This window comes from Klebsiella sp. PK18 (assembly GCF_057784655.1).
In genome coordinates, this window is sequence record NZ_CM173493.1 from 5,196,459 (window position 1) to 5,222,122 (window position 25,664).

A 25,664-nucleotide genomic window follows, 5' to 3' on the forward strand; every position below is an offset into this window, starting at 1 on the left:
CACTCTCCATCAGGTCATTGAACACTTGCAGAGTGGCACGCCGTTTAGCGTTGCGCTGCCCTGTTCCCACCGGAGCATTCCCGGAAACTCAGATCGGCCATTAAGCGCCACAAAATCTGAGTTTTTGGCAATAGATCGATTTAAAAGGAGAGAAAACGGGCCGGTTATTCCGCTAAGCTGTAGTCAGTTCTGGCGAAAAATGCAGCCACTCTGACAATCCAGGAATAGGTTAATCATGGAACACCGCTTTACTTCCCTGCCCCCCGATCCCTTTATGTGCAGCAGCGACGAAAAGCAGAGCCGCAGCCCGCTGGCGCTCTACTCCGAGTATCAGCGTATGGATATCGAACTGCGCCCGCCGCACGCCATGCCCACCAGCCACTGGCACGGCCAGGTGGAGGTCAACGTGCCGTTCGACGGCGATGTAGAGTATTTGATTAATAACGAAGTGGTGCGCATTGAGAAAGGCTATATCACCCTGTTCTGGGCCTGTACGCCGCATCAGCTGACCCGCCCCGGCGATTGCCAGCAGATGGCGATATTCAACCTGCCGATGCATCTGTTTCTGTCGTGGCCGTTGGACCGGGAGCTTATCAACCACGTCACCCATGGAATGGTAATTAAGTCCCTCGCCGCGCAGCAGTTAAGCGCCTTTGAAGTGCGCCGCTGGCAGCAGGAGCTGAACCACGACAATGAACAGATTCGCCAGCTGGCGATCGATGAAATCGCCCTGATGCTCAAGCGGCTGAGCCTCTCCGGCTGGCAGCCGATTCTGGTCAACAAAACCTCGCGCACCCACAAGAACAGCGTCTCGCGCCACGCGCAGTTTTATGTCAGCCAGATGCTGGAGTTTATCGCCGCCCACTATGACCAGGCGCTGACCGTCAATGCCGTTGCCGAGCACGTGAAGCTTAACCCGAACTACGCGATGGGGGTCTTTCAGCGGGTGATGCAGCAGACCATGAAGCAGTATATTACCGCCATGCGGATCAACCATGTGCGGGCGCTGCTGAGCGATACCGACAAGACCATCCTGGATATTGCCCTTACCGCCGGTTTTCGCTCAAGCAGCCGCTTCTACAGCACCTTTACCCGCTACGTGGGCATGCCGCCGCAGCAGTACCGTAAACTTAGCCAGCAGCGACGTCACGGGCTGGCCTTGCCGGAGGCATAAAAAATGCCGCCGGGGTCTCCCCAGGCGGCATGATTAACAGTGAAAACGGTTAGTCGTTGATACGCGGATGCTGCTGCACCAGACGCGACCGTTTTGCCTGCAGATCGGCGATCTCCTGATCGATATCTTCGATTTTTTGTTCGATGTTATCGTAGTGCTCGCCAAGGATTTCTTTCGCTTCCTGGATATCCGACGCCGCCGGGGTGGCCCCTTTCAGCGGGCGGTTAGCCGTCTCTTTCATCGACAGACCCGTCGCCATCCCCACCACCGCGATGACCATCAGGTAGTACGCCGGCATCATCAGGTTCTGAGTGGTTTCCACCAGCCACGCTGCCAGGGTTGGCGTCAGACCAGCAACCAGCACCGAGATGTTAAAGGCGCTGGCCAGGGCGCTGAAGCGGATGTGCGTCGGGAACATCGCCGGCAACGAGGAGGCCATCACCCCGATAAAGCAGTTCAGCACGACCGCCAGCAGCAGCAGACCAGCGAAAATCAGGCCAATCACGTTGCTGTTAATCATAATGAAGGCCGGGATCGCCAGGGCAAACAGCGCCACGCTACCAATCAGGATGAACGGACGACGGCCAAAGCGGTCGCTGAGCATACCGATAACCGGCTGCACAAACAGCATCCCGACCATGATGGCGATGATGATCAGCACCCCATGATCTTCCGAGTAGTGCAGGTTATGCGACAGGTAGCTCGGCATATAGGTCAGCAGCATGTAATAGGTCACGTTGGTGGAAATCACCAGACCAATACAGGTCAGCAGGCTACGCCAGTGCTTGGTGGCAATCTCTTTAAAAGAGACCTTCGGCCCGTCCTGCAGTCCTTCACGGTCGCCCTGCTCCATGGTGTCCACATGCTGCTGGAACGCCGGGGTCTCTTCCAGCGCATGGCGCAGATAGAGACCGATGATGCCTAACGGCAGCGCCAGGAAGAACGGGATACGCCAACCCCAGTCGAGAAAGTTCTGTTCCCCCACCACGCTGGAGATGAGAACCACCACGCCGGCCCCCATCACAAACCCGGCGATGGAGCCAAAGTCCAGCCAGCTGCCCATAAAGCCGCGTTTACGGTCAGGAGAATATTCCGCGACGAAGATCGATGCCCCGGTATATTCACCGCCGACCGAGAAGCCTTGCGCCATTTTACACAGCAGCAGCAGGATCGGCGCCCAGATGCCTATCGTGGCATACGACGGAATCAGGCCGATACAGAAAGTACTTATCGACATGATCACGATGGTTATTGCGAGGATTTTCTGCCGACCATATTTATCGCCCAGCATCCCGAAAAACAGGCCGCCTAACGGACGAATTAAAAATGGAACGGAGAAGGTACCCAGTGCGGCAATCATCTGCACGCTTGGGTTGGCATCGGGGAAGAAGACTTTACCTAAGGCGTAGGCCACAAAGCCATAGACGCCGAAATCGAACCACTCCATCGCGTTACCCAGGGAGGCCGCGGTGATCGCCTTTTTCAGTTTACCATCATCGATGATGGTCACATCCTTAAGGGTGATGGGCTTTATTTTTTTCCTTTTAAGCATATTTTTCCTCTGCTACTCCGCCTTGAGTACACGCATCATCGCCGAATGACAAGGCCATTCGTATCGTGCGTCAGGAGCGGTGAATTGCTGTGCTCCTCATTTCAAGCGTAGCAGGTTTGCCTGCACTGTCTGCTGACAGAATGTACAACCGAACCTGTTGACGCCTGCTCTGGCTACTGGTGAATAAATAGAGCGGCCGATCGTGATACCTGATGAAATTGACCTGCTCCCCTTTTTTACCCTAACAGCGTTTATATCTGTGATCAACTTCACATAAATTTACCGCCCTATTACAGAGTGTCCGAAAATAAATAAGTTCATTTTACTGGCTGCTCGCAAAAATTATTTCCTCACTCCCCCTTATCCTCTGGCGGATAATTTTGGCGGTTATTCTGCTTTCACCCGAATAAGGTGGTGGGTAATTTTTACTAAAAAAACACCCGACAAAAGTGGGTGATTGCGCTATAATCAGCCACACTTTCGGCTATCAGCCGCTGTTTAGAGGACCAACGTCCTGTTTTCCGACGACATCACGAGGAACGTCATGCAACTGCCACACTGCCCAAAATGCGATTCGACTTACACTTATGAAGATAACGGCATGTACATCTGCCCGGAATGTGCCCATGAGTGGAACCCTGCCGAGGCGACAGAAGAGAGCGACGTTCTGATCGTTAAAGATGCCAATGGCAATTTACTGGCCGATGGCGATAGCGTTACCGTCGTGAAAGATCTGAAGGTAAAAGGCAGCTCTTCGATGCTGAAAATCGGCACCAAAGTGAAGAATATCCGTCTGGTCGAAGGCGATCACAATATTGACTGCAAAATTGACGGTTTTGGTCCGATGAAGCTCAAGTCGGAATTCGTCAAAAAGAACTGATTTATTTCCGGGAGGTCGGCGTCATTATTTTCCTGCACCACCGTCGCCGCTCCCGATATCATCGTGCCCCACCCGCTCCCTGTGCAACCTGTTATTTTCCGCCTCAGTCCCCGCTATTTTCACTGACCATTTCGCCGCTATGCCGCTACACATTTTCGCGCTGCCGTCTGGCTCAACAGCGTCCCCGGCGACTACGCTTTACGGGTTACGGTCACTGAGGTATTCACCATGTCCTTAAGTCCCTACCTTGCCTTTGCAGGCAACTGCGCCGAGGCAATCGCCTTCTATCAGCAGACGCTGGGCGCGGAGCTGATGTTTAAAATGACCTTTGGCGAAATGCCGCCCCCGGCGCAAGAAGCGTCAGACGGCTGCCCGTCTGGCCAGAAGATGGCAGATGATGCCATCGCCCACGCCAGCCTGCGCATCAATAATGGCGAGCTGATGCTGAGCGACAGCGCCTTCGGGCCCGATGTGCATTACGCCGGCTTCACCCTCGTCCTCGATCCCAGCGATGTCGCTGAAGGCCAGCGCTGGTTCGACGCGCTGGCCGTCGGCGGGCGCATTGAGATGGCCTGGCAGGAAACGTTCTGGGCCCACGGCTTCGGCAAAGTCGTCGACCGCTTTGGCGTCCCCTGGATGATCAACGTGGTCAAACAAGGCTGACCCCGCCAGGGCGGCCCGGCCGCCCTGTCATCCGTCTGGCACCAACTCTTCATCCTTTGGTCATCATCACTTAACCGAAATGCAACATAAACCGGTCAGGATCGGCCCACAACGCGAGGGACCTCCTCGCCTATGCTGTGTGAGGCTTGATGACTATGCACCTGTCCAGACATCCGACCAGTTATCCCACGCGCTATCAGGAAATCGCCGCCCGACTTGAGCAGGAGCTGCGCCACCACTATCGCTGCGGCGACTATCTGCCCGCCGAACAGCAGCTGGCGACGCGCTTTGACGTTAACCGCCATACCCTGCGCCGGGCTATCGACCAGCTGGTTGAACGCGGCTGGGTCCAGCGCCGTCAGGGCGTCGGCGTGCTGGTGCTGATGCGGCCGATCGATTACCCGCTTAATGCTCAGGCGCGGTTCAGCCAGAACCTGCTGGAACAGGGCAGCGATCCCACCAGCGAAAAGCTGCTGTCGGTGCTGCGCCCCGCCAGCGCGCATGTTGCCGAGGCCTTTGGCATCAATGAGGGCGAGAACGTCATCCACCTGCGCACCCTGCGCCGGGTCAATGGCGTCGCCCTGTGCCTGATCGACCACTACTTCGCCGACCTGCGCTTCTGGCCGGTATTGCAAACCTTTAGCCACGGATCGCTGCACGACCTGCTGCGCGATGAACTCGACGTCAAACTGACCCGGGCACGCACCAAAATCAGCGCCCGCCGCGCGCAGGCGAAAGAGAGCAAGCTGCTGGAGATCCCCAACATGGCGCCGCTGCTCTGCGTACGCACCCTCAACAGCCGCCAGGGCGAGCAGACCCCCATCGAATACTCCGTCAGCCTGACCCGCGCCGACATGATTGAATTTACCATGGAGCACTGAATGCACTTCGATACCGCCACCCGCCAGCGCTGGATGTCCGTGCTGGCCCACAGTGAACCGCAAGATCTTCTGGCGCGCATGCAGTCCCTGCAGCTGGCGCCGGCGTATGAATTGATTCGCACCCCGGAAACCGGGCTGGTACAGCTCCAGGCCCGCATGGGTGGCATCGGCGACCGTTTCTTTGCCGGCGACGCCACGCTCACCCGCGCGGCGGTACGTCTGGCCGACGGGACGCTCGGTTACAGCTGGATCTTAGGCCGCGACCGCCCGCATGCCGAACGCTGCGCGGTCATCGACGCCCTGCTGCAGTCGCCCCGCCATTTTCACACGTTAATGGAAACCCTGATAACCCCGCTGGAAGCGCTACGCAGCGCGCGCATTGAAGCCCGACGCGCCGAAGTCAATGCCAGCCGGGTCGACTTCTTTACCCTGGTTCGCGGAGATAACGCATGACCTTACAACCCGCTTTTACCCTGGCTGTGCAGGATGCCCAACACAGTTTTCGTCGCCTGCTGAAAGCGATGAGCGAGCCGGGGGTGATTGTCTCCCTGCAGCAGCTTCAGCACGGCTGGCAGCCATTGAACGTGGCCTCCACCAGCCTGCTGTTGACCCTTGCCGATCATGAAACGCCGGTCTGGCTCGCCAGCGCTCTGCATAACGATCTGGTGGGACAGAATCTGCGCTTTCATACCGGCGCGCCGCTGGTGGATCAGCCGCAGCAGGCGGTTTTTGCCGTCGCCAATGACGGCATCAGCGCCGAGCAGCTCAACGTCCTTTCCGCTGGCACCGTCACTGCTCCGGAAACCGGCGTCACGCTGATTGTTCAGCTCGCCAGCCTCAGCGGCGGACGCATGCTGCGCCTGACCGGGGCAGGCATTGCCGAAGAGCGAATGATTGCGCCGCAGCTGCCGGACTGCATCATCGACGAATTAACTGAACGCCCGCATCCGTTCCCGCTGGGCATCGACCTGATCCTCACCTGCGGCGAGCGCCTGCTGGCGATCCCGCGCACCACCCACGTGGAGGTTTGCTAAATGTATGTAGCCGTCAAGGGCGGCGAGAAGGCGATCCTCGCCGCTCACGCCTTACAGGAACAGAAACGGCGGGGCGATGGACGGCTTCCCGAACTGAGCGTTGATCAGATAGGCGACCAGCTCAACCTGGCGGTGGACCGGGTGATGACCGAGGGCGGCATCGCCGACCGCGAACTGGCGGCACTGGCGCTCAAGCAGGCCAGCGGTGATAACGTCGAAGCGATCTTCCTGCTGCGCGCCTACCGCACCACCCTGCCGCGGCTGGCGGTCAGCGAACCGATTAACACTGCGGAGATGCGCCTCGAACGCCGCATCTCCGCAGTGTACAAAGACATTCCCGGCGGCCAGCTGCTGGGCCCCACCTACGACTACACCCATCGCCTGCTCGATTTTACCCTGCTGGCCAACGGCGAAGCGCCGTCTGTGCAGCAAGCCGATGGCGAAGCAGAGCCGACGCCGCACGTCTTTAGCCTGCTCACGCAGCAGGGGCTGGCGAAGGCCGAGGAAGATCGCGGCACGCCGCCCGACGATATCACCCGCACCCCGCCGGTCTACCCCTGCTCGCGTTCCTCGCGCCTGCAGCAGCTGATGCGCGGCGATGAAGGTTACCTGCTGGCGCTGGCCTATTCGACCCAGCGCGGCTATGGCCGCAACCATCCGTTTGCCGGCGAGATCCGCAGCGGCTACGTGCAGGTGGAAATCGTGCCGGAAGAGCTGGGCTTTAGCGTCAATATTGGCGAGCTGCTGCTCACCGAATGCGAAATGGTCAACGGCTTCGTCGCCCCGCAGGATGAGCCGCCGCACTTCACCCGCGGCTACGGTCTGACCTTCGGCATGAGCGAGCGCAAAGCAATGGCCATGGCCCTCGTCGACCGCGCCCTGCAGGCGCCAGACTATGACGAAGAGATTGCTGGCCCGGCTCAGGATGAAGAGTTTGTGCTGGCCCATGCCGATAACGTCGAAGCGGCCGGCTTCGTCTCGCATCTGAAACTACCGCACTATGTCGATTTCCAGGCCGAACTGGCGCTGTTGAAACGCCTGCAACGGGAGAACGAACGTGGCTAACCCACTGACTGGCTATAACTTTGCTTATCTCGACGAGCAAACCAAGCGCATGATCCGCCGGGCGATCCTCAAAGCGGTGGCCATTCCCGGCTACCAGGTGCCGTTCGGCGGTCGCGAAATGCCAATGCCCTACGGCTGGGGCACCGGCGGCATCCAGCTGACCGCCAGCGTCATCGGCGAGAACGACGTGCTGAAGGTGATTGACCAGGGCGCGGATGACACCACCAACGCGGTGTCGATTCGTCAGTTCTTTAAGCGCGTCACCGGTGTCGCCACCACCGAGCGTACCGAAGACGCCACCCTGATCCAGACCCGCCACCGGATCCCGGAGACGCCGCTGGTGGAGGATCAGATCCTGATCTATCAAGTGCCGATCCCGGAGCCGCTGCGCTTTATCGAGCCGCGCGAAACCGAAACCCGCACCATGCACGCGCTGGAAGAGTACGGCGTCATGCAGGTGAAACTGTATGAAGATATCGCCCGCTTCGGCCATATCGCCACCACCTACGCCTACCCGGTGAAGGTCAATGGCCGCTACGTGATGGACCCTTCGCCGATCCCGAAATTCGATAACCCGAAAATGCACATGATGCCGGCGCTGCAGCTGTTCGGCGCCGGGCGCGAAAAGCGGATCTACGCGGTGCCGCCCTATACCCCGGTGGAAAGTCTCGATTTCGATGACCATCCATTTACCGTGCAGGAGTGGGATGAGCCCTGCGCCATCTGCGGCTCGCGCCACAGCTACCTCGACGAAGTGGTACTGGATGACAGCGGCCAGCGGATGTTTGTCTGCTCCGATACCGACTATTGCCGCCAGCAGAGCGAGGGGCAGAAAAAATGAGCCAGCCATTACTTGCTGTGAATAACCTGACCCATCTCTACGCCCCGGACAAAGGTTTTCGCGATGTCTCCTTCGAACTGTGGCCGGGAGAAGTTCTCGGCATCGTCGGGGAATCCGGCTCCGGTAAAACCACCCTGCTGAAGGCGATCTCTGCCCGCCTGACGCCGCAGCAGGGCGAGGTGCTGTACCAGCAGCGCTCGCTGTATGCCATGAGCGAAGCCGAACGCCGCCGCCTGCTACGTACCGAATGGGGCGTGGTGCATCAGCACCCGATGGACGGCCTGCGTCGCCAGGTCTCCGCCGGGGGCAACATCGGCGAACGGCTGATGGCCACCGGCGCCCGCCACTACGGCAACATTCGCGCCACCGCCGAAAAGTGGCTGCAGGAGGTGGAGATCCCGCCCTCACGCATCGACGACCTGCCCACTACCTTTTCCGGCGGCATGCAGCAGCGTCTGCAGATCGCCCGCAATCTGGTTACCCAGCCGAAGCTGGTGTTTATGGATGAACCCACCGGCGGGCTGGATGTGTCCGTGCAGGCGCGGCTGCTTGATCTGCTGCGCGGCCTGGCGGTGGAGCTGAATCTCGCGGTGGTGATTGTTACCCACGATCTCGGCGTCGCCCGTCTGCTGGCGAACCGTCTGCTGGTGATGAAGCAGGGCCAGGTAGTCGAGAGTGGCTTAACCGACCGGGTGCTCGACGATCCGCATCACCCTTATACCCAGCTGCTGGTGTCGTCGGTGTTGCAGAATTGATGCTGTTTTGCCGGGTGGCGGCTACGCCTTACCCGGCCTACAGGTGCGTTATTCGTAGGCCGGGTAAGCGAAGCGCCACCCGGCAACCCAACCCCGCGAGGGCTAACATGATCCGCGTTGAAAACATCCATAAAACCTTTGTTCTGCACCAGCAGCACGGCGTGCGCCTGCCGGTGCTGGCCGACGCCTCGCTGACCGTTAACGCCGGGGAGTGCGTGGTACTCCACGGTCACTCCGGCAGCGGCAAATCGACGTTGCTGCGTTCGCTGTATGCCAATTATCTGCCGGACAGCGGCCATATCCACATCCGCCACGGCGAGGAATGGGTGGATCTGGTCACCGCCACCCCACGCAAGGTACTGGAAGTGCGCAAAACCACCATCGGCTGGGTCAGCCAGTTTCTGCGGGTGATCCCGCGCATTTCAGCGCTGGAGGTGGTGATGCAGCCGCTGCTCGACCTTGGGACGCCGCGTGAAGCGAGCGCCGCGAAAGCCGCCCAGCTCCTGACCCGCCTCAACGTTCCGGAACGCCTGTGGCACCTTGCGCCGTCGACCTTTTCAGGCGGCGAGCAGCAGCGGGTCAACATCGCCCGCGGCTTTGCGGTCGACTATCCGATTCTGCTCCTTGATGAGCCCACCGCCTCACTGGATGCCAAAAACAGTGCTGCCGTGGTCAACCTGATCCATGATGCCAAAGCGCGCGGCGCGGCCATCGTGGGGATTTTCCATGACGAAGGGGTACGCCGTCAGGTCGCCGACCGACTGCACCCCATGGGAATGACAGCATGATTATCAATAACGTAAAACTGGTTCTCGACGACGACGTGGTCCACGGTTCACTGGAAGTCCAGCACGGTCGCATCCTCGCTTTCGCCGAAAGCCAGAGCCGGCTGCCACAGGCGCTGGATGGAGAAGGCGGCTGGCTGCTGCCGGGCCTTATCGAGCTGCATACCGATAACCTCGACAAATTCTTTACGCCGCGACCAAAAGTGGACTGGCCAGCCCACTCGGCGATGAGCAGCCATGACGCCATGATGGTCGCCAGCGGCATCACCACCGTGCTGGACGCCGTGGCGATTGGCGACGTGCGCGATGGCGGCGATCGTCTTGAGAATCTGGAGAAGATGGTCAATGCGGTGGAAGAGACGCAAAAGCGCGGCCTTAACCGCGCCGAGCACCGCCTGCACCTGCGCTGCGAGCTGCCGCATCACACCACGCTGCCGCTGTTTGAAAAGTTGATTGACCGCGAGTCGGTGAGCATGGTCTCTCTGATGGACCACTCCCCGGGCCAGCGTCAGTACGCCGATCGCAGCAAGTACCGCGATTACTATCAGGGCAAATACCATCTCACTCACGACGAAATGGACCGTTTTGAAGCCGAGCAGATGGCCCTGGCCGCCACCTGGTCGCAGCCGAATCGTCAGACCATCGCCGCCATGTGCCGCGCCCGTCGTATCGCCCTCGCCAGCCACGACGACGCCACCGAGGCGCATGTGGCCGAATCCCGTCAGTTAGGTAGCGTCATCGCCGAGTTTCCCACCACGCTGGCCGCAGCGCAGGCTTCACGTCAGCATGGGATGCACGTCCTGATGGGCGCCCCCAATATCGTGCGCGGCGGTTCCCACTCTGGCAACATCGCGGCGCACCAGCTGGCGAGCAGTGGTTTGCTGGACATTCTCTCGTCTGACTATTACCCCGCCAGCCTGCTGGATGCCGCTTTCCGCATCGCCGACGCCGAGGATAACGCCTTCACCCTGGCGCAGGCGATCCGTCTGGTCAGCAAGCATCCGGCGCAGGCGCTGGGCCTTGACGATCGCGGCGTCATCGCCGAGGGGAAACGCGCCGACCTGGTGCTGGCGCACCGTCGCGGCGAGCATGTGCACATCGACCATGTCTGGCGCCAGGGAACGAGGGTCTTTTAATGCCGGGAAAACTGATTTGGCTGGTGGGCCCCTCTGGCTCCGGTAAAGACAGCCTGCTGGCGGCGCTGCGCGAGCGCGAGCACCCGCAGCTGCTGGTGGCCCATCGTTACATTACCCGCCCGTTTAACGCGGGCAGCGAGAATCATATCGCCCTCAGCGAACATGAATTTTTTACCCGCGCCGAGCAGCATCTTTTTGCTCTCAGCTGGCACGCCAACAATACTTACTATGGCATTGGCGTGGAGATCGACCTGTGGCTGCACGCTGGCTTTGACGTGGTGGCCAACGGCTCCCGCGCCCACCTGGCGCTGGCCCGGGAACGCTACGGCGAGGTGCTGGTGCCGATCTGTCTCGCCGTCTCGCCGCCGGTGCTCCGCCAGCGGCTGGAGCAGCGCGGCCGGGAAAACGCACTGGAAATCGCCCAGCGTCTGGATCGCGCCGCGCGCTATAAGCCGGACAATTGCCTGACGTTGAATAATGACGGGAGTCTTCGACAATCGGTTGACGATTTCTTCCGCCTGCTGCGCAGCCACGTGGCACGCGTAGAAGATCAGCCGGTATGAGTGAAAGGTGACACGATGAGCCTGACAATCCGTTTAACCGGCACCGGCGGCGCCCAGCTGGTGCCCGTCTTCGGTTGCGACTGCGCGGCCTGCCGCCGCGCCCGCCGCGAGGAGAGCCACCGACGCCGCCCCTGTAGCGGCGTGGTCACGTTCAACAGCGCCGTGACGCTGCTTGATGCCGGACGACCGGATCTGATGGAACATCATCCCGCCGGTAGTTTTCAGCAGGTGCTGCTGACCCACTACCATCTGGATCATGTGCAGGGGCTGTTTCCGCTGCGCTGGGGAGTCGGCGCGTCGATCCCGGTCTATGGCCCGCCGGACGACGCCGGCTGCGACGATCTGCTCAAGCACCCCGGCCTGCTCGATTTTAGCCAAACCGTCACGCCGTTTGTGGTGTTTGACCTGCAGGGGTTGCGGGTAACGCCCCTGCCGCTCAACCACTCGAAGCTCACCTTCGGTTATCTGCTGGAGTCGGCCCACAGCCGGGTGGCCTGGCTCTCGGATACCGCCGGGCTGCCGGACAAGACGCTGAAGTTTTTACTCAACAACCGCCCGCAGGCGATGATCATTGATTGCAGTCATGAGCCGCGCGCGCAGACCCCGCGTAACCACAACGATCTAAACACTGTCCGCCACCTTAACCAGGTGATTGGCTGTCCGCGGGTGATCCTCACCCATATCAGCCACCTGTTAGATGTCTGGATGATGGATAACCCGCTGCCGACAGGTTTCGAAGCGGGATATGACGGGATGGAAATCGTGCTGGATTAAGTGCAGGTCCGTTGCGGAGCGATCAGTAGCTATCATCCAGACGACGCTGGTCGCTTTCTAACTGGCGACGATCCTGATCGAGCTGGCGCTGGCGTTCGTCAAGCTGGCGGCGGCGATCGTCCAGTTGCCGTTGTCGATCGTCATACTGACGCTGGCTGTCGCGGCTCTGCTGACGGCTCCCCTGATAGCGCCCGTCATCATACCGGCCATCATCATCGTATCTGTCGTCGTCATCGGAGCGGTTGCTACCCGGGTTATAGGCGTCGTTAATGGCTTGCTGAATATTGCCGATCGCGTCATCGATAATATCGGCGCGAGCGGCCAGGCTGGTCAGCGACAGGGTGCAAAAGAGCAGTGCGGTTGCGTAACGTTTCATCGGGGCCAATCTCGTCAGAGTCCTGCCGCTACCTTAATCAAGCGTACAACCCCCGAGTAGCGGAGGAATCTCAAATCCTCGCGTACGCCGCGCTCAGCGCCTGCGCCAGCTGGGCGCGGGTAAACGGCTTACGCAGCCACTCTACTTCCGGCAGGGCCGGATTCTGCGCCGGACGCAAATCCTGGCCGCTGATCAGCAGCACCGGCAGCGCCGGAAAGCGGCGTCGGGCGGTATGGATCACGTCGGCGCCGCTCAGCGCGCCGGGCAGCATCAGATCGCTAATCAACAGCGCGATATCCGGCGACGCCTCCAGCAGCTGCAGCGCCTCTTCGCCACTCGGCGTCTCCAGCGTCAGCCAGCCCAACTGATGCAGCTGTTCACACAGCGTCTGGCGTACATCTTCTTCATCTTCCAGCACCAGCGCCAGCCGTTCTCCCGCCGGCAGCGGCTCGTCCTCCGCTGGCGCCACCGTCGTCTCAACCTCGGTCATCGCCCGCGGCAGCTGCAGCCGCACCGTCGTCCCCTGCCCCGGCGCGCTCTCCAGCGCCACCCGGCCGCCCGACTGGCGCACAAAGCCATACACCATCGACAGTCCCAGACCGCTGCCGCTGCCGGTGGCTTTGGTGGTGAAGAACGGTTCAAACACCCGGGCTTTCACCGCCTGCGACATCCCGCTGCCATGATCGATCACCTCCAGGGCCACCATATCCTGCCGCTGACCGCTGCTGCGGGTGACCCGCTGATTCCAGGTGCGTATTTTGATAACCCCGTCGCGCCCGGCCATGGCGTCACGGGCGTTCATCACCAGATTGATCAGGGCGTTTTCCAGCTGGCCAACGTCTATCCATGCCGGCCACGCCGGCGACTGCGCCTCAATCTCCAGACTTAAGGTCGCCGGCAGGGAGTGACGCATCAGCTCGCTGAGGTTCTCCAGCAGCGGCGCCATCGCCACCGCCTGGGGATGCAGCGCCTGTTTGCGCGAAAAGGCCAGCAGCCGCTGAGTCAGAAGCGCCCCACGCTCCGCCGCCTTCAGCGCCCTGGAGAGGCGCGGCGCATCGCGTGCGTCCGGTTCCACCAGCTCGAGGCTGCCGATGATCACCGCCAGCAGGTTGTTAAAGTCATGCGCCAGCCCCCCGGTCAACTGGCCGACGGCCTTCATCTTCTGGCTGTGCAGCAGCGCTTCTTCAAGCTCCTGGCGCTTAATTCGATCGATCTCCATCTGGGTGGTCTTCTCTTTCAGCAGCCGGGTGGTGTGCTCCAGCGACGCCGTATTGCGGGCGAAAACGTTAAAGGCTCGCGCCAGCTCGCCCAGCTCATCGCGCCGCTGCAGGGCCGGCACCGAGACGTTCGGCTCCCCCTGAGCCAGCCGCGACATCGCCAGGGAGATGGCGGTCAGGTTCGAGCCAAGGTTACGGTAGATATACCACCCGGCGCAGCCGGTGATCGCCAGCGCCAGCAGCGCGGAAAGCAGAATAAACATGCTGATGGAGCGCAGCTCCCGATGGCTTTGCGCCGCCCGCTGCTCTGAGGCTTCCGCCACCCGGGTCACGTACTGATTGATGTCCTCGTTAAGCAACGCGACCAGCGCTTTGATGTGGTACATGTACCAGCTGATCGTCAGATCGCTCTCCTCCAGCTGGGCCGACAGCGGGGCCAGCGTCGCCAGTTCCCGGTTGACGTCGGGCAGGAAAAACTCCAGCGCGGGATCGGCGCTGCCTGCCGGCAGGTCGCCGCGCAGCTGGTCGAGCTGCAGAACGATCGACCGCGGCGTAACGGTATGGATCGCGGCCACGATCAGCCGGTCCATCTCGGCCAGCCGGCGCGGATCGATCGCCTTATCCCCGCCGCGATCGTTAAGATCGGCGAGATGGCGCAGGTTGCTCTGATTCTGGTAAAGCGAACTCAGCAGCGCATTGCGCTGCAGATGGCGGCGCTGGCCGCGCTCCAGCATCTCCGCCACGCTCTGCTGCAGCGCGTTGCTGCGGCGAATAATATTGGCCACCCGCGCCTGCTCCTGCTGCGCCAGCGGGGCCGCCGCCAGCTGGGCCAGCGAGTGCTTCAGCGCCTGCTGCGTCGCCAGCAGCCGTTCCGCTTCGCTTTTGTACTCCAGCGCCCCCACCACCTGCGACAGGCGCACCGCCGCCGTGGCGACATTCGCCGTGTCCCGCGCCAGATCCATACTGCCGCGCATGTCGTTGAGAGTCTGGCGCTGCACCTGCTCCTGCAGCTGGCTGGCGTGGTGAAAGCCGAACACCGCCACGCCGCTCACCAACAGGGTGACCACGCCCATCAGCAGATTAAAGGAGAGCAGGCGGCCACGGGCGCTGGTGAAAAACGGGTGTCGGCGAGCGGTCATAGCAACTCCGGTGAAGGATCGGTCGGCAGATAAGCGTGACGGTGCAGAAAATGACGCCGCGTAACTGTGATCGCGGTTAACTATTTATCACTATGACAAATATGAATGGATTCTGACATTCTGCATTTATTTTCCGGTGGTGGACTGCAGCTATTGTTCTCATAGACAGGAGCGCCGCGATGACCGCCACCCCGGTACTGGAAATGCGCCATATTGCCAAAGCCTTTGGCAAATTCTACGCGCTGAAGGGCGTCGACCTGACGGTCTGGCCAGGGGAGATCCATGCCCTGATGGGAGAAAACGGCGCCGGAAAAAGCACGCTGATGAAGATCCTTGCCGGCGCCTATACCGCCACCAGCGGCGAGATCCTGATCGACGGAAAACCGCAAACGATCCGCGGCCCCAAGGACGCGCTGGCCGCCGGGATCACGTTGATCTACCAGGAGATGCAACTGGCGCCGAACCTGACCGTCGCGGAAAACATTTTCCTCGGCAGCGAGCTGGCGCGCGGTGGCCTGGTGCAGCGCAAAGCCATGCTCAGCCAGGCGCAGGCGGTGATCGACCGTCTCGGCGCCCAGTTCAAAGCCAGCGACCGGGTGATGACCCTGACCATCGCCGAACAGCAGCAGGTGGAGATCGCCCGGGCGCTCCACCGTCAAAGCCGCATTCTGGTGATGGATGAACCCACCGCCGCCCTCTCCTCGCGGGAAACCCAGCGCCTGTTCGAGCTCATCCTGCGCCTGCGCGATGAGGGGATGGCGATTATCTATATCAGCCACCGCATGGCGGAAGTGTATGAGCTCTCCGACCGCGTCAGCGTCCTGCGCGACGGGCAGTATGTCGGCAGCCTGGTGCGCGACAAGCTCAACGCGCCGGAGCTGGTGCGCATGATGGTCGGCCGCCCGCTCAGCGATCTGTTCAATAAAGAACGTGACATTCCCCGCGGCCAGCCGCGCCTGAGGGTCGAGGATCTGACCGATGGCGGCAAGGTTAAGCCCAGCAGCCTCGTGGTGCATGCTGGCGAAATCGTCGGCCTCGCCGGACTGGTCGGCGCCGGACGGTCCGAACTGGCGCAGCTGATCTTCGGCGTGCGCAAAGCCACTGGCGGGGTGATTGAGATCGACGGCGAGCCGGTGGTGATCCACTCGCCGCGCGAAGCCATCGACCTCGGGATCGGCTTTCTGACCGAAAACCGCAAAGAACAGGGGTTGTTTCTCGAACTGGCAGCCCAGGAAAACATCACCATGGCGACGCTGGAGCGCGACGCGAACTGGGGGATGCTCAACCGCCGGAAGGCGCAAACCATCTCCGATGACGCCATCCAGTTGCTTAACATCCGCGTGCCGCACGCCCAGGTGCGCGCCGGCGGGCTGTCCGGCGGCAACCAGCAGAAATTATTGATTTCACGCTGGGTGGCGATTGGCCCGCGCATTCTGATCCTCGATGAACCCACCCGCGGCGTCGACGTCGGCGCGAAAAGCGAGATTTACCGCATCATGAACGACATGGCGCGCCAGGGCGTCGCCATTCTGATGATCTCCAGCGAACTGCCCGAAGTGGTGGGCATGAGCGACAGGGTCTATGTGATGCGCGAGGGCGCTATCGCCGGCGAGTTACAGGCCGGCGATATCAGCCAGGAAAGTATCATGACGCTGGCCACCGGCGTGAACGATTCTCACCTTAAGGCAGGGCAACTATGAGCATACCGAAAGAGACCTCCGCGCCGGTCGCGAAATCCGCTTCGGCGAAAAAAATGTTGATGGGCGACCTGATGCAGACCGTCGGCATTCTGCCGATCCTCATCCTGATCGTCGCCGTTTTCGGCTTTATCGCCCCCAACTTTTTCACGGAAAGCAATCTGCTGAATATCACCCGCCAGGCCTCGATCAACATTGTGCTGGCGGCGGGAATGACCTTCATCATTCTTACCGGCGGCATTGACCTCTCCGTCGGCTCCATTCTCGGCACCACCGCGGTGGCGGCAATGGTGGTGTCGCTGATCCCGGAGCTGGCGTTGCTGTCGATTCCGGCGGCGCTGATGCTCGGCCTGCTGCTTGGGCTGTTCAACGGCGCGCTGGTCGCCTTCGCCGGGTTACCGCCGTTTATCGTCACCCTCGGCACCTACACGGCGCTGCGCGGCGCCGCCTATCTGCTGGCTGACGGCACCACGGTGATCAACTCCGATATCAGCTTTGAGTGGATCGGCAATGACTATCTCGGCCCGGTGCCGTGGCTGGTGGTCATCGCCCTGGCGGTTATCGCGGTGTGCTGGTTTATCCTGCGCCGCACTACCCTTGGGGTGCATATCTACGCGGTGGGCGGCAACATGCAGGCGGCGCGGCTGACCGGCATCAAAGTCTGGCTGGTGCTGCTGTTTGTCTACGGCATGAGCGGCCTGCTCTCCGGTCTTGGCGGGGTGATGAGCGCCTCGCGGTTATACAGCGCCAACGGCAACCTCGGCGTCGGCTACGAACTGGATGCCATCGCCGCGGTCATTCTCGGCGGCACCAGCTTCGTCGGTGGTATCGGCACCATCACCGGTACGCTGGTGGGGGCGCTGATTATCGCCACCCTCAATAACGGCATGACCCTGATGGGGGTCTCCTACTTCTGGCAACTGGTGATCAAAGGGGCGGTGATCATCATTGCGGTGCTGATCGACAAATACCGTACCCGACACCATCAAAGTGCATAACAACACCATCTTACCTGCGAGGAAAAGCGAATGCGTTTAAAACCGATAGTGACCGCGCTGTGTGCTGGCGCGCTGCTGGCCGCCTCCCCCTTTGCGTCGGCCAAAGAACTGAAAGCGATTGGCGTGACGGTGGGCGACCTTGCCAACCCGTTCTTTGTGCAGATCACCAAAGGGGCGGAGCTGGAGGCCCGCAAGCTGGCGGGAGATAATGTCAAAGTGACGCTGGTCTCCAGCGGCTACGATTTGGGCCAGCAGGTGGCGCAGATCGATAACTTTATCGCCGCCAAAGTCGATATGATCATCCTCAACGCCGCCGATTCGAAGGGCATTGGCCCGGCAGTGAAGCGGGCCAAAGAGGCCGGGATCGTGGTGGTGGCGGTTGACGTCGCCGCCGAAGGCGCCGACGCCACCATTACCTCCGATAACACTCAGGCGGGCGAGCTGGCCTGTAAATACATTAGCGACCGCCTGAACAACAAAGGCAGCGTGGTGATCATCAACGGGCCGCCGGTATCTGCGGTACAAAACCGCGTCGAAGGCTGCGAAACGGAGTTCAAAAAACACCCGGATATAAAAATCCTCTCCTCCAACCAGAACGCTAAAGGCAGCCGGGAAGGCGGCCTGGAGGTGATGACCTCCCTGCTGGCGGCCAATCCGAAGATTGACGGCGTGTTCGCGATCAACGATCCGACGGCGATTGGCGCCGATCTGGCGGCGAAACAGGCGCAGCGTAGCGAGTTCTTCATCGTGGGCGTCGACGGCAGCCCGGACGGCGAAGAGGCGCTGAAGCGTAAGAACTCCCTGTTCGTCGCGACGCCGGCGCAGGATCCGCAGGTCATGGCGGCCAAGGCGGTGGAGATTGGCTACGACATCCTGCAGGGCAAACCGGCGCCGACCGCGCCAGTGCTAATCCCGGTGACGATGATCGACAAAAACAACGTCAGCTCTTACAAAGGCTGGACCGTGAAATAAGCGCAACCCGGCGCACAATCGTTCCGCCGATTGTGCGCTACGCTTAACGAGTATGACGGCGCGGAGTAGCGATCATGGAACGTAAAGGGATTATTGCCGCAGGCAACATGCTGGTCGATCATGTCCATCAGATCAGGCAGTGGCCGGAGCGCGGCTGGCTGGTGGAAATTGTCCATAGCGAACGCGCCACCGGCGGCGCCCCGCTGAATGTCCTGCTGACCCTGGCTAAAATGCATGCCGGACTGCCGCTGCAGGCGGTTGGCCTGATTGGCGAGGATAACGACGGCGACTACATTACCGCCATGCTCGATCAGTACCATATCAATCGCCAGCTCGTGCAGCGCACCAGCTCCGCCCCCACCTCGATGACCCAGGTGATGACCGACGCCGACGGTCAGCGCACCTTCTTTCACTCTCCCGGCGCCAACCGACTGCTTGACCTCCCGGCCTTTGAGCCGCTGGATACGCCGCTGAAGATTTTTCATCTCGGCTATCTGCTGCTGCTCGAAAGCCTCGATCTCCCCGACGAGGCGTTCGGCACCCGCAGCGCGCGACTGCTGGCGCAGATGCGCGATCGAGGCTATGAAGTGTCCCTCGACCTGGTGTCGCGCAAAGGCGATCCGCACTACCGCCCGCGGGTCCTGCCGGCGCTGGCGCATCTCGACTACCTGACCATCAATGAGCTGGAGGCCAGCGAGTTTAGCGGGCTGGAAATCCGCCTGCCCAACGGTGAGCCGCACGTCGCCAATATCGCCCGCGCCGCCAGCGCATTACTTGACGCCGGCGTGCGCCAGCGGGTGGTGATCCATTGTCCGGAGGGCGCATGGGGCGTATCCCGCACGGAAGCCGGGCGCTGGGTACCGTCATGGCGGCTGCCGCCGGAGGAGATTATCGGCAGCGTCGGAGCCGGGGACGCCTTCTGCGCCGGCCTGCTGTACGGCAGCCACGAACGCTGGCCGTTAACCGACAGTCTGCAGCTGGCCCACGCCTGCGCCCGCGCCAGCCTGCAGGCCGCGAATGCGATCGACGGCGCCAAAACGCTCCCTGAGCTGCAGGCGTTTATTCAGTTGCAGAATGGTTAGACTGGGTAGATCCCGCTATCAGGGCGATGCCACAGGAGAACGACGTATCATGGCGAGAAAAGGGATACGGTTTATTCAAATCACGCCTGTTTTACGCTGAGTTCAACAAGGGCGGGCCAGATGACTAACTGCGCCACTCGGCCAACACCTTTTCCAGTTTATCTAACGACTCAGCGCGTTTTATCGCTGGCATCTGATGAATATTGCGCAATTTCCACTGCACGGCAGGCAAATCCTGAATACGTGTTTCCGGCGCTAACCGCCAGTCTGGTTCGCCTCGTTTAAATGACAGCAAAAAATCGATATCCTGTTGCGTGAAACAGGATTTTAACGCATCAATCATCCTGTAGGGGACTGCTGTCAGTTCCTCCAGGGCTATCGTCTCAAATGTCATCCCGCTGAATTCACGGTAAAAGGGTTCAGCAATATCTTTCCAGCGAGGACTAAGCACTTCAGCCAGAGGCCGATTATGGCTAAGTAAATACGCGATAAACCCATTGAAAATGGGACGGTTAAGCTCCTGCGCATCAAGAAGTAATTTCACATCATAAAAATCTCTGGGATGCTGGCGATCCAGCGCCGCGCATAATTTTCCACCGTAGAGATCGGGCAACGAAACCACCGGAAGGCTGGCATAGCCAAAAACGTCCTCTACCGCCCCCACCACCTCTCGCTCCTGTGGTGGATATAATGTTCCCCGTGCGACCGGTGAGACCTCTATCTTTATTTGTGCGCTATCGGTAGTAACAACGACACGCATCTCATCGGAACGATTAGCTTGTAATACAGCGTTCATACCTGCCTGTTGTTGCAGATTAGCGGCAATACGTGCAAGCGCATCCCGTATATGAGGTAAAGCGATCGTTCTGCTTTCCAGGGGCACCCAGGCGAGGTCGATATCCACCGATAATCGTGGGAAATCACGGATAAAGAGATTGATTGCCGTGCCACCTTTCAGCGCAAATTCCCGTTCGACGGCAACATAGGGTAAAACCTGCATTAACAGAGCAACCTGCCGATAATAGGGCGCCTGTATATCCATATTTTTTATTCCTTTTGAAAGCGTTCAGGCACAGTGATTTGATATTGAGCATTGAACTTGCCATTTACCACGATTTGCCGCTTACCCGCACCCAGATCGATTTTTTGGCTATCGATTCGTCTGAGCCAACCATGCTCGTAAAAACTGGCGAAAAAGAGATACAAACGCTTGGTCTGCACGGACTGGCTGACAGAAAGCAGATACTCTACTTTACGAGGATTAAGATTAACTAGTCCCTGGAAAAGCTCTGCCGCGTGGTTAAATGAGAGGGTCCCCGGTACCGCGCTCAACAACTCGTAAGCAGCCAGTTCCGGCGCACTGCCGGTGAGTCTTTTCCCTTTTACATCAAGCGTTACGCGGTATTTATCATCCAGCACCGGCAGTTTTTGCCCCGATATGACTATCCACTCCACACCCGGGAATTCCCTGAACCATTTTGGCAGCAGCGCTTTATTTTCCATACTCAACCAGCACTGGTTTTGTTTGAGCTGTAGATAGTGTGAACGACCCTGCCAGACTAAGCTACTGAGCCCCGCGACATACACCGGAGCGGCTAGCTGATTTTGCAAACATGCTAATGCATCGTTCCACTCCGGCTCACGTCCCGCACGCGCGTATACGCCGTTGCCTCGTTTTTTTAACCAGCCACTTTGCGTGTATTTAAAGGCCAGAGAGGGAGAGATGGCATGCCGGCTTAACCAGGACTGAAGGATCACATCTCCGGGAGCACTGTTTTGCAGCAGCCAGTTTAATTTTGATGGCATAGATTAACCCAAGGTGTCACTTTAATAAAAAAAGTAAACTCGCCGCGCTAAATAAAGTCAAGAGCAGGTTGGCAGCACCTCGCCCTACGCCGCCTTATCGCTGTGGGTCACATCGGCGGAAAAGACATAGCCCAGACCGCGTAGGGTTTTAATCAACGTCGGCTGATGCGGGTTTAACTCGATTTTGCGGCGCAGGCGCATGATCAGCACGTCGATAGTCCGGTCGAACACCTCAGTGCTTTCATTATGAGTCAGCGCCAGCAGCTGTTCGCGATTCAATACCCGGCGCGCGTTCTGCGCCAGCGCCAGCAGCAGGCCATATTCTCCCTGGGTCAGCGGGATCGCCTGCTGCTGCGGGTTATACAGTTCGCAGCGCGTGGTATCCAGCCGCCAGCCGTTAAACGTCAGGCCGCTGCCGACGCCCGACGTCTCGCCGGCCAGCGCCCCGCTGCGTCGCAGTACCGCTTTCACCCGGGCGACCACCACCCGCGAGCTGAAAGGTTTGGCGATGTAATCATCGGCGCCCATCTCCAGGCCCACCACTACATCAGACTCACTGCCCAGACCAGACAGCATCACCACCGGCAGCTCAGGCCGCGTGCGCTGCAGCTGCTGAAGCACCTGCAGACCATGGGTATCCGGCAGGATCATATCCAGCAAAACCAGCGCGATGTCTGCCCGCTGCGCCACCCTCGCCAGCGCGTCGCCGCCGGTCTGGCAGACCAATACTTCAAACGCGTGCGCGCCAAGCACATCGCTGAGCAGTTCGCCCATCGCTATGTCGTCATCCACCACCAAAATGACTGGTTTCATCTTTGCCTCTGCCCGCGGGGAATTAGTGTCAGTCTGATCGATTCTGCAAGCCTGCGCCGACAAATTCCTCTCCCGGTGACATTTTTTCAAGCGCCGTCACATCTCCGGCGTATCGACACGTCAAATCTGTCGACAGGCTGTTTTTCGTCAGCATTTCGCCCAAAAAAGCCGCGTATCATCAAGGAATATCCACAATGAAAATATGGCATAGAAGATGCATAGTGACGGCGCGATAGCGCAAACGCGCCCATTGAATAACTGGAGCAAGACCGATGAAAAAAGTCGTCACGGTTTGCCCGTATTGCGCATCAGGTTGCAAAATCAACCTGGTGGTCGATAACGGCAAAATCGTTCGGGCTGAAGCGGCGCAGGGGAAAACCAACCAGGGAACCCTGTGCCTGAAGGGCTATTATGGCTGGGACTTTATTAACGATACCCAGATCCTGACGCCGCGCCTGAAAACCCCCATGATCCGTCGTGAACGCGGCGGCAAGCTGGAAGCTGTCTCCTGGGATGAGGCGCTGGATTACGTCGCCACTCGCCTCAGCGCCATTAAAGCCAAATATGGCCCGGATGCGATCCAAACCACCGGCTCCTCCCGCGGCACCGGTAATGAAACCAACTATGTGATGCAAAAATTCGCGCGCGCCGTTATTGGTACCAATAACGTCGACTGCTGCGCTCGCGTCTGACACGGCCCTTCGGTTGCAGGTCTGCACCAGTCGGTCGGTAACGGCGCCATGAGTAATGCCATCACGGAGATTGATAACACCGATCTGGTGTTTATCTTCGGTTATAACCCGGCGGATTCCCACCCTATCGTGGCGAATCACGTCATTAACGCCAAACGCAACGGGGCGAAAATCATCGTCTGCGACCCGCGCAAAATTGAAACCGCGCGCATCGCCGACATGCACATTGCGCTGAAGAACGGCTCGAATATCGCGCTGCTCAACGCCATTGGCCACGTGATTATTGAAGAGGATCTGTACGATAAATCCTTCGTCGCCAGCCGTTCCGAGGGCTTCGAGGAGTATCGCAAAATCGTTGAAGGCTATACGCCGGAGTCGGTGGAAGCGATCACCGGGGTTAGCGCCCAGGAGATCCGCGCCTGCGCCCGGATGTACGCCAGCGCCAAATCCGCCGCCATCCTGTGGGGCATGGGTGTCACCCAGTTCTATCAGGGCGTGGAGACGGTCCGGTCGCTGACCAGCCTGGCGATCCTCACCGGCAACCTCGGCAAGCCGAGCGTCGGCGTCAACCCGGTACGCGGCCAGAACAACGTCCAGGGGGCCTGCGATATGGGCGCGCTGCCGGATACCTATCCGGGCTACCAGTACGTCAAATTCCCGGAGAACCGCGAGAAGTTCGCCAAAGCCTGGGGCGTCGACAGCCTGCCGGAACATACCGGCTATCGCATCAGCGAGCTGCCGCATCGCGCGGCGCACGGTGAAGTGCGGGCAGCGTACATCATGGGTGAGGATCCGCTGCAGACCGATGCCGAACTCTCGGCGGTCCGCAAAGCGTTCGACGATCTGGAACTGGTTATCGTCCAGGACATTTTCATGACCAAAACCGCCTCCGCGGCCGACGTCATCCTGCCGTCCACATCGTGGGGCGAGCACGAAGGCGTGTATACCGCAGCGGACCGCGGCTTCCAGCGCTTCTTTAAAGCCGTGGAGCCGAAGTGGGACCTGAAAACCGACTGGCAGATCATCAGCGAAATCGCCACCCGGATGGGCTATCCGATGCACTACAACAATACCCAGGAGATCTGGGATGAGTTGCGGCATCTGTGCCCGGACTTCTACGGCGCCACCTATGAGAAAATGGGCGAACTCGGCTACGTCATGTGGCCATGCCGCGATGAGTCCGACGCCGACCAGGGGACGTCGTATCTGTTTAAAGAGAAGTTCGATACCCCGAACGGGCTGGCGCAGTTCTTCACCTGCGACTGGGTCGCGCCGATCGATAAGCTCACCGACGAGTACCCAATGGTGCTGTCGACGGTGCGCGAAGTCGGCCACTACTCGTGTCGTTCAATGACCGGTAACTGCGCGGCGCTGGCGGCACTGGCGGATGAACCTGGCTATGCGCAAATCAACACCGCCGACGCCGAACGGTTAGGCATCGAAGATGAAGCGCTGGTGTGGGTGAATTCGCGTAAGGGTCGGATCATCACCCGCGCGCAGGTCAGCGACCGGCCGAACAAAGGCGCGGTGTATATGACCTACCAGTGGTGGATCGGTGCCTGTAACGAGCTGGTCTCAGAGAACCTGAGTCCGATAACCAAAACGCCGGAGTACAAGTACTGCGCGGTCAACGTTGAGCGGATTGCCGATCAGCGCGCGGCGGAACAGTACGTGATCGACGAGTACAACAAGCTGAAAGCCCGCCTGCGCGAAAGCGCAATGGGTTAAGGTTCGAACCTTTGTACCATTGAGTAGCCCCGGTAAGCGGTAGCGATACCGGGGATTTTCCCCGGAGGCGGCGCATTGCGCCTTCTCCGGGCTACCAAATCGCACAACGCTGTAGCTCCGGTAAGCGGTAGCGATACCGGGGATTTTCCCCGGAGGCGGCGCATTGCGCCTTCTCCGGGCTACCAAATCGCACAACGCTGTAGCCCCGGTAAGCGTTAGCGCCACCGGGGATTTTCTCCGGAGGCGCCGCGTTGCGCCTTCTCCGGGTATTTACCCCGCTAATTCCCGCCATTTTCTTCTTTTTCGCCTCCCTTTATACTGCGCGCTATGTTCCTTGCTGATAATAAATACAAATGAAATACCTCTTTTTATTTCTACTGGTTTTCACCAGCGGCGCAGCGGTCGCCACCGAACCGGGCAGCCAGTATCAACAGCAGGCGGAAGCCGGCGATCGACGCGCGCAATATTACCTTGCCGATACCTGGGTCAGCTCCGGCGATTATGAGAAAGCCGAATACTGGGCGCAGAAGGCCGCCGCCCAGGGCGATGGCGATGCACTGGCGCTGCTGGCGCAGCTCAAAATTCGCAACCCTCAGCTGGCGGACTATCCGCAGGCCCGCCAGCTGGCGGAAAAAGCCGTCAAGGTCGGCAGTAAATCCGGGGAGATCGTTCTGGCGCGGGTGCTGGTGAACCGTCAGGCTGGCCCCACCGATGTGGCGCACGCCATCACGCTGCTGCAGGATGCCGCCCGGGATAGCGAAAGCGATGCAGCGGTGGACGCTCAGATGCTGCTGGGGCTGATCTACGCCAGCGGCGTGCACGGCCCGGAAGATGATGTGAAAGCGAGCGAATACTTCAAAGGCAGCTCGGCGCTCTCACGGACCGGCTATGCCGAATACTGGGCCGGGATGATGTTCCAGCAGGGAGAGAAAGGCTTTATCGAACCGAATAAGCAGAAGGCGCTGCACTGGCTTAACGTCAGCTGCCTGGAGGGGTTTGATACCGGCTGCGAAGAGTTTGACCGGATCAGTAAAGGATAAG

The 25,664-nt window shown here is 59.9% G+C and carries 25 protein-coding genes; 19 read left to right on the top strand and 6 right to left on the bottom strand.

What is annotated here, in order from left to right; all coding sequences use genetic code 11:
- The first annotated feature begins 235 nt into the window (after positions 1-235).
- Positions 236-1,174 carry a transcriptional regulator MelR gene (gene melR / locus AC3EMD_RS25480; RefSeq protein WP_008807239.1) on the top strand — a complete coding sequence of 313 codons (939 nt, stop codon included), beginning with the start codon at positions 236-238 and terminating at the stop codon, positions 1,172-1,174.
- Positions 1,175-1,223: 49 nt separating this feature from the next.
- On the opposite strand, the gene proP is transcribed toward melR, so the two are convergent.
- Positions 1,224-2,726 carry a glycine betaine/L-proline transporter ProP gene (gene proP, locus AC3EMD_RS25485; RefSeq protein WP_008807240.1) on the bottom strand — a complete coding sequence of 501 codons (1,503 nt, stop codon included), beginning with the start codon at positions 2,724-2,726 and terminating at the stop codon, positions 1,224-1,226.
- Between the two features lie 544 nt (positions 2,727-3,270).
- On the opposite strand from proP, the gene AC3EMD_RS25490 reads away from it, so the two are divergent.
- The 12 genes from AC3EMD_RS25490 to phnP all read left to right on the top strand — a co-directional run bounded on the left by AC3EMD_RS25490 (position 3,271) and on the right by phnP (position 12,103).
- Positions 3,271-3,606 carry a zinc ribbon domain-containing protein YjdM gene (locus AC3EMD_RS25490; protein ID WP_008807241.1) on the top strand — a complete coding sequence of 112 codons (336 nt, stop codon included), beginning with the start codon at positions 3,271-3,273 and terminating at the stop codon, positions 3,604-3,606.
- Between the two features lie 228 nt (positions 3,607-3,834).
- Positions 3,835-4,269, top strand: coding sequence for a VOC family metalloprotein YjdN (gene yjdN, locus AC3EMD_RS25495; protein WP_002885221.1), 435 nt, complete (start codon positions 3,835-3,837; stop codon positions 4,267-4,269).
- A 155-nt stretch (positions 4,270-4,424) separates the two neighbouring features.
- The gene (gene phnF, locus AC3EMD_RS25500) at positions 4,425-5,150 is read left to right on the top strand and encodes a phosphonate metabolism transcriptional regulator PhnF (protein ID WP_012543146.1); all 726 of its coding nucleotides are present in this window, start codon (positions 4,425-4,427) and stop codon (positions 5,148-5,150) included.
- Positions 5,151-5,603, top strand: a complete 453-nt coding sequence (gene phnG / locus AC3EMD_RS25505; RefSeq protein ID WP_064180247.1) for a phosphonate C-P lyase system protein PhnG — start codon at positions 5,151-5,153, stop codon at positions 5,601-5,603.
- Positions 5,600-6,184, top strand: coding sequence for a phosphonate C-P lyase system protein PhnH (gene phnH, locus AC3EMD_RS25510; RefSeq protein ID WP_008807244.1), 585 nt, complete (start codon positions 5,600-5,602; stop codon positions 6,182-6,184). Before phnG ends, phnH begins: the two co-directional genes overlap by 4 nt.
- Positions 6,185-7,249 (top strand): carbon-phosphorus lyase complex subunit, encoded by a 1,065-nt coding sequence (locus AC3EMD_RS25515; RefSeq protein WP_008807245.1) that lies wholly within the window; start codon positions 6,185-6,187, stop codon positions 7,247-7,249.
- Positions 7,242-8,090 (top strand): alpha-D-ribose 1-methylphosphonate 5-phosphate C-P-lyase PhnJ, encoded by an 849-nt coding sequence (locus tag AC3EMD_RS25520; protein ID WP_002885202.1) that lies wholly within the window; start codon positions 7,242-7,244, stop codon positions 8,088-8,090. Before AC3EMD_RS25515 ends, AC3EMD_RS25520 begins: the two co-directional genes overlap by 8 nt.
- Positions 8,087-8,845 carry a phosphonate C-P lyase system protein PhnK gene (gene phnK, locus AC3EMD_RS25525; RefSeq protein ID WP_012543148.1) on the top strand — a complete coding sequence of 253 codons (759 nt, stop codon included), beginning with the start codon at positions 8,087-8,089 and terminating at the stop codon, positions 8,843-8,845. The genes AC3EMD_RS25520 and phnK overlap by 4 nt, the downstream gene beginning before the upstream one ends.
- Positions 8,846-8,952: 107 nt before the next feature.
- Positions 8,953-9,633 (top strand): phosphonate C-P lyase system protein PhnL, encoded by a 681-nt coding sequence (gene phnL / locus AC3EMD_RS25530; RefSeq protein ID WP_008807247.1) that lies wholly within the window; start codon positions 8,953-8,955, stop codon positions 9,631-9,633.
- Positions 9,630-10,766: an alpha-D-ribose 1-methylphosphonate 5-triphosphate diphosphatase gene (gene phnM / locus AC3EMD_RS25535; protein WP_012543149.1), complete on the top strand. Its 1,137-nt coding sequence runs from the start codon at positions 9,630-9,632 to the stop codon at positions 10,764-10,766. Before phnL ends, phnM begins: the two co-directional genes overlap by 4 nt.
- On the top strand, positions 10,766-11,329 hold the full coding sequence (gene phnN, locus AC3EMD_RS25540) for a ribose 1,5-bisphosphokinase (protein WP_012543150.1): 564 nt from the start codon (positions 10,766-10,768) through the stop codon (positions 11,327-11,329). The genes phnM and phnN overlap by 1 nt, the downstream gene beginning before the upstream one ends.
- Before the next feature lie 15 nt (positions 11,330-11,344).
- The gene (gene phnP, locus AC3EMD_RS25545) at positions 11,345-12,103 is read left to right on the top strand and encodes a phosphonate metabolism protein PhnP (protein ID WP_116696574.1); all 759 of its coding nucleotides are present in this window, start codon (positions 11,345-11,347) and stop codon (positions 12,101-12,103) included.
- Positions 12,104-12,125: 22 nt separating this feature from the next.
- On the opposite strand, the gene yjdP is transcribed toward phnP, so the two are convergent.
- Together yjdP and AC3EMD_RS25555 are read right to left on the bottom strand one after the other, a co-directional pair.
- The gene (gene yjdP, locus AC3EMD_RS25550) at positions 12,126-12,479 is read right to left on the bottom strand and encodes a DDRRRQL repeat protein YjdP (RefSeq protein WP_012543151.1); all 354 of its coding nucleotides are present in this window, start codon (positions 12,477-12,479) and stop codon (positions 12,126-12,128) included.
- A gap of 70 nt (positions 12,480-12,549) precedes the next feature.
- Positions 12,550-14,835, bottom strand: coding sequence for an ATP-binding protein (locus tag AC3EMD_RS25555; RefSeq protein WP_302073837.1), 2,286 nt, complete (start codon positions 14,833-14,835; stop codon positions 12,550-12,552).
- 179 nt (positions 14,836-15,014) lie between these two features.
- Between AC3EMD_RS25555 and AC3EMD_RS25560 the strand changes: the two genes are divergently transcribed.
- The 4 genes from AC3EMD_RS25560 (at position 15,015) to AC3EMD_RS25575 (ending at position 19,584) form a co-directional block, all read left to right on the top strand.
- A complete protein-coding gene (locus AC3EMD_RS25560; protein WP_008807253.1) occupies positions 15,015-16,535 on the top strand; it encodes a sugar ABC transporter ATP-binding protein in 1,521 nt (506 codons plus the stop codon).
- Positions 16,532-17,530 carry an ABC transporter permease subunit gene (locus AC3EMD_RS25565; protein ID WP_004206363.1) on the top strand — a complete coding sequence of 333 codons (999 nt, stop codon included), beginning with the start codon at positions 16,532-16,534 and terminating at the stop codon, positions 17,528-17,530. Before AC3EMD_RS25560 ends, AC3EMD_RS25565 begins: the two co-directional genes overlap by 4 nt.
- Before the next feature lie 30 nt (positions 17,531-17,560).
- The gene (locus AC3EMD_RS25570; protein ID WP_012543155.1) at positions 17,561-18,502 is read left to right on the top strand and encodes an ABC transporter substrate-binding protein; all 942 of its coding nucleotides are present in this window, start codon (positions 17,561-17,563) and stop codon (positions 18,500-18,502) included.
- 74 nt (positions 18,503-18,576) lie between these two features.
- Complete coding sequence (locus tag AC3EMD_RS25575) at positions 18,577-19,584, top strand: carbohydrate kinase family protein (protein WP_012969142.1); 1,008 nt, start codon at positions 18,577-18,579, stop codon at positions 19,582-19,584.
- Positions 19,585-19,708: 124 nt separating this feature from the next.
- Here AC3EMD_RS25575 and AC3EMD_RS25580 read toward each other — a convergent pair whose 3' ends face one another.
- From AC3EMD_RS25580 to AC3EMD_RS25590, 3 genes are all read right to left on the bottom strand, one after another.
- Positions 19,709-20,626 carry a nucleotidyl transferase AbiEii/AbiGii toxin family protein gene (locus tag AC3EMD_RS25580; RefSeq protein ID WP_022065798.1) on the bottom strand — a complete coding sequence of 306 codons (918 nt, stop codon included), beginning with the start codon at positions 20,624-20,626 and terminating at the stop codon, positions 19,709-19,711.
- A 5-nt stretch (positions 20,627-20,631) separates the two neighbouring features.
- Positions 20,632-21,390 (bottom strand): type IV toxin-antitoxin system AbiEi family antitoxin, encoded by a 759-nt coding sequence (locus AC3EMD_RS25585; RefSeq protein ID WP_008807257.1) that lies wholly within the window; start codon positions 21,388-21,390, stop codon positions 20,632-20,634.
- Positions 21,391-21,474: 84 nt separating this feature from the next.
- Positions 21,475-22,203 carry a response regulator transcription factor gene (locus tag AC3EMD_RS25590; protein ID WP_008807258.1) on the bottom strand — a complete coding sequence of 243 codons (729 nt, stop codon included), beginning with the start codon at positions 22,201-22,203 and terminating at the stop codon, positions 21,475-21,477.
- Between the two features lie 272 nt (positions 22,204-22,475).
- Here AC3EMD_RS25590 and fdhF point away from each other — a divergent pair, with 272 nt between their 5' ends.
- Together fdhF and AC3EMD_RS25600 are read left to right on the top strand one after the other, a co-directional pair.
- Positions 22,476-24,623: a formate dehydrogenase subunit alpha gene (gene fdhF / locus AC3EMD_RS25595; protein WP_077598936.1), complete on the top strand. Its 2,148-nt coding sequence runs from the start codon at positions 22,476-22,478 to the stop codon at positions 24,621-24,623.
- 353 nt (positions 24,624-24,976) lie between these two features.
- Positions 24,977-25,663, top strand: coding sequence for a tetratricopeptide repeat protein (locus AC3EMD_RS25600; protein WP_117116688.1), 687 nt, complete (start codon positions 24,977-24,979; stop codon positions 25,661-25,663).
- The last annotated feature ends 1 nt before the right edge of the window (position 25,664 follow it).

Excerpts from the sequence above, each read along its gene's own strand:
- AC3EMD_RS25515 (WP_008807245.1), top strand. The coding sequence starts at position 6,185 with ATGTATGTAGCCGTCAAGGGCGGCGAGAAGGCGATCCTCGCCGCTCAC.
- yjdP (WP_012543151.1), bottom strand. The coding sequence starts at position 12,479 with ATGAAACGTTACGCAACCGCACTGCTCTTTTGCACCCTGTCGCTGACC.
- AC3EMD_RS25585 (WP_008807257.1), bottom strand. The coding sequence starts at position 21,390 with ATGCCATCAAAATTAAACTGGCTGCTGCAAAACAGTGCTCCCGGAGAT.
- AC3EMD_RS25560 (WP_008807253.1), top strand. The coding sequence starts at position 15,015 with ATGACCGCCACCCCGGTACTGGAAATGCGCCATATTGCCAAAGCCTTT.
- phnL (WP_008807247.1), top strand. The coding sequence starts at position 8,953 with ATGATCCGCGTTGAAAACATCCATAAAACCTTTGTTCTGCACCAGCAG.
- AC3EMD_RS25555 (WP_302073837.1), bottom strand. The coding sequence starts at position 14,835 with ATGACCGCTCGCCGACACCCGTTTTTCACCAGCGCCCGTGGCCGCCTG.
- phnG (WP_064180247.1), top strand. The coding sequence starts at position 5,151 with ATGCACTTCGATACCGCCACCCGCCAGCGCTGGATGTCCGTGCTGGCC.
- AC3EMD_RS25590 (WP_008807258.1), bottom strand. The coding sequence starts at position 22,203 with ATGAAACCAGTCATTTTGGTGGTGGATGACGACATAGCGATGGGCGAA.
- AC3EMD_RS25565 (WP_004206363.1), top strand. The coding sequence starts at position 16,532 with ATGAGCATACCGAAAGAGACCTCCGCGCCGGTCGCGAAATCCGCTTCG.
- AC3EMD_RS25575 (WP_012969142.1), top strand. The coding sequence starts at position 18,577 with ATGGAACGTAAAGGGATTATTGCCGCAGGCAACATGCTGGTCGATCAT.
- AC3EMD_RS25600 (WP_117116688.1), top strand. The coding sequence starts at position 24,977 with ATGAAATACCTCTTTTTATTTCTACTGGTTTTCACCAGCGGCGCAGCG.
- AC3EMD_RS25580 (WP_022065798.1), bottom strand. The coding sequence starts at position 20,626 with ATGGATATACAGGCGCCCTATTATCGGCAGGTTGCTCTGTTAATGCAG.
- proP (WP_008807240.1), bottom strand. The coding sequence starts at position 2,726 with ATGCTTAAAAGGAAAAAAATAAAGCCCATCACCCTTAAGGATGTGACC.
- AC3EMD_RS25570 (WP_012543155.1), top strand. The coding sequence starts at position 17,561 with ATGCGTTTAAAACCGATAGTGACCGCGCTGTGTGCTGGCGCGCTGCTG.
- phnK (WP_012543148.1), top strand. The coding sequence starts at position 8,087 with ATGAGCCAGCCATTACTTGCTGTGAATAACCTGACCCATCTCTACGCC.
- phnM (WP_012543149.1), top strand. The coding sequence starts at position 9,630 with ATGATTATCAATAACGTAAAACTGGTTCTCGACGACGACGTGGTCCAC.
- AC3EMD_RS25490 (WP_008807241.1), top strand. The coding sequence starts at position 3,271 with ATGCAACTGCCACACTGCCCAAAATGCGATTCGACTTACACTTATGAA.
- phnN (WP_012543150.1), top strand. The coding sequence starts at position 10,766 with ATGCCGGGAAAACTGATTTGGCTGGTGGGCCCCTCTGGCTCCGGTAAA.
- phnF (WP_012543146.1), top strand. The coding sequence starts at position 4,425 with ATGCACCTGTCCAGACATCCGACCAGTTATCCCACGCGCTATCAGGAA.
- phnH (WP_008807244.1), top strand. The coding sequence starts at position 5,600 with ATGACCTTACAACCCGCTTTTACCCTGGCTGTGCAGGATGCCCAACAC.
- melR (WP_008807239.1), top strand. The coding sequence starts at position 236 with ATGGAACACCGCTTTACTTCCCTGCCCCCCGATCCCTTTATGTGCAGC.
- yjdN (WP_002885221.1), top strand. The coding sequence starts at position 3,835 with ATGTCCTTAAGTCCCTACCTTGCCTTTGCAGGCAACTGCGCCGAGGCA.
- phnP (WP_116696574.1), top strand. The coding sequence starts at position 11,345 with ATGAGCCTGACAATCCGTTTAACCGGCACCGGCGGCGCCCAGCTGGTG.